The sequence below is a fragment of the Candidatus Polarisedimenticolia bacterium genome, from assembly GCA_035764505.1.
In the GTDB taxonomy this organism is placed as follows: Bacteria; Acidobacteriota; Polarisedimenticolia; order Gp22-AA2; family AA152; genus AA152.
In genome coordinates, this window is the sequence record DASTZC010000065.1 from 1 (window position 1) to 2,036 (window position 2,036).

At 65.7% G+C, this 2,036-nt stretch carries 2 protein-coding genes and 1 pseudogene; all 3 read left to right on the forward strand.

The features are described from left to right. The first annotated feature begins 602 nt into the window (after positions 1-602). A pseudogene (locus tag VFW45_04545) lies at positions 603-980 on the forward strand (group II intron reverse transcriptase/maturase). 346 nt (positions 981-1,326) lie between these two features. Beyond that, positions 1,327-1,650, forward strand: a complete 324-nt coding sequence (locus VFW45_04550; protein HEU5180035.1) for a DUF6788 family protein — start codon at positions 1,327-1,329, stop codon at positions 1,648-1,650. Positions 1,651-1,717: 67 nt separating this feature from the next. Further along, positions 1,718-2,036: recombinase family protein (locus tag VFW45_04555; protein ID HEU5180036.1), on the forward strand; the 319-nt coding region annotated here is incomplete at its 3' end.

Here is a 2,036-nt window from a genome sequence, read left to right on the forward strand (position 1 = left end):
CGAGGCGCCCGGCAGGGCAGCCGCAAGACCTTCACGCCTTCGGAGCCGAAGACCTGATCTAAGGCGGCGGTGAACTTGGAATCGCGGTCACGGAGCAAGAACTTGGCCTTCCCGGCGCCGTCCTGCAGCTTCCATTGCGAGCACGAACCTGGGAGGTTGATCTGATGTAGGTGACAACCCGACAGGGTGCTGCGTTGACGATGGGGGAAGGCCCCCCGGGGTCGCCTATCAGGAGGAGGCCCCAAACCACCGCAAGCTGCGCCGGCACAACGGCCGGGGTGGTGAGCGTTGCGGAAAAGGCGACCATGAGAGGACGCCAGGTGAGAACCGGAGAAGACGAACGAAAGTGAACCGTCGATGACGCGTCGAAAGCCCTCAACGATGTCGAAACCGAGAATGCTTTTGGTCTCGGGACAAGCCTGGGAGGAGCCTGCTTGCGGCCCAGGCGGCATCCGGCGTAAAGGCGGCGTGAGCCCGGTTCAGGCACCAACATGGAACGTGGGAAGCTGCGACTCGATAGCGCGATGGGGAAGCCACGCGAGGCAAGCCCGGAGCGAGAGGGAGAACCCCAAGCGGCTGAATCCGCAAGGGGCAGAGTACCGATGCGGGCCGCAGTGGCGGACCGTCCCGTAGTAGCGATGAAGCCTGGTAATGCTGGCGGAGCCAAGGGGACGGGTCATCCGGGCTCGGTCGGCGGGCAACTGCCGGGGCAGGAGGAACCGCCGGTCGAGCCAAGACCGAAACCATTTGCGATCTCCAAGCAGACAGTCTGGGAGGCGTATCGCAGGGTCAAAGCGAACAGAGGAGTAGCAGGAGTCGATGGGGAGTCCATCGCGGAGTTCGAAGGGAATCTGAAAGGAAACCTGTACAAACTCTGGAACCGGATGTCCTCGGGAGCCTACTTCCCGCCCCCGGTGCGATCGGTAGAAATACCGAAGAAGTCGGGTGGCGCGGTCAGAGTGCTCGGCGTGCCCACGGTCCCGGCATAAAGCCCATACATCTCGGCCGAGTTCAGTTTCGGACTCGATCGTCGTCACCCATCCGTACCACCCGCTGGCCGGCAAGAGACTGCCGGTCGTCCTCGAGCGGCGTCGCCCGGGGGCGGAGCGGGTGCTGGTCTGCGAGGGAGGTCTGGCGGGGCGGGTGACCCTGCCGATCGGCTGGACCGACCAGGTACCAGCTGCGCTGAACCACCGCCTGGCGGCAGAAGGCCTGGCGGCGCTCGCCGAGTTGGTCGCAGCCCTGCCGCGTTCGCGCCGTACACAGCGGGGCCTGGATCGGCTATGATCTTATATGGCATTGCCAAACAAGATCACCATCTCAGCAATGACCACTCGAGCCCTACGGGCCCGTCGTCGACGTCTTGCGCGCTCGCTGCCAGACGTGGAGGGGCTGATCTCCGGCTCGGTAGTCGAACAAGGACGGCGTTGTGGCAAGGAGGGATGCCGATGCGCGAGGGGCGAGTTGCACGGTCCCTACACCTACGTGGTGCTCCCACGAGCGGGAGGCCGTACCCCCACGGTGTACGTGCCGGCCTCGGCGGCCGAGGCGGTGCGCCGGGGAGCGGCGATCTCACTCCAGGTGCGTGGCGCCCTGGAGGAGATCTCACGCATCAACATCGAGCTCCTGGCTCGGGGGGAGCTGACCTAATTGGCGCTGATCTCCGAGGCGGTGGCAGTGCTGGCCAACATGGCCGCAGCTGCCCTGGAGGCCGGTGATGAGAGGGGCGGAGAAGATCACCGCCTCCCATTGGGAGCGGCTCGCCCTGATCTACATCCGACAGTCCTCGATGGCTCAGGTGCGCGAGAACACCGAGTCGACGGCTCGCCAGTATGCGCTCGCCGACGAGGCTGTCCGCTTCGGCTGGCCCCGCTCCCAGGTCGAGGTGATCGACGCCGACCTGGGGCTCTCGGGTCGCTCGGCCGAGGGACGAAGCGGCTTCAAGGACCTGGTGGGCCGGGTCTGTCTGGGCGAGGTAGGCGCCATCTTCGGTCTGGAGATTTCTCGCCTGGCCCGCTCCTCGGCGGACCTATCCC

What these genes read in the sequence shown, in the direction of transcription:
- VFW45_04550 (HEU5180035.1), top strand. Translation starts at nt 1,327, where the DNA reads ATGACCACTCGAGCCCTACGGGCCCGTCGTCGACGTCTTGCGCGCTCG.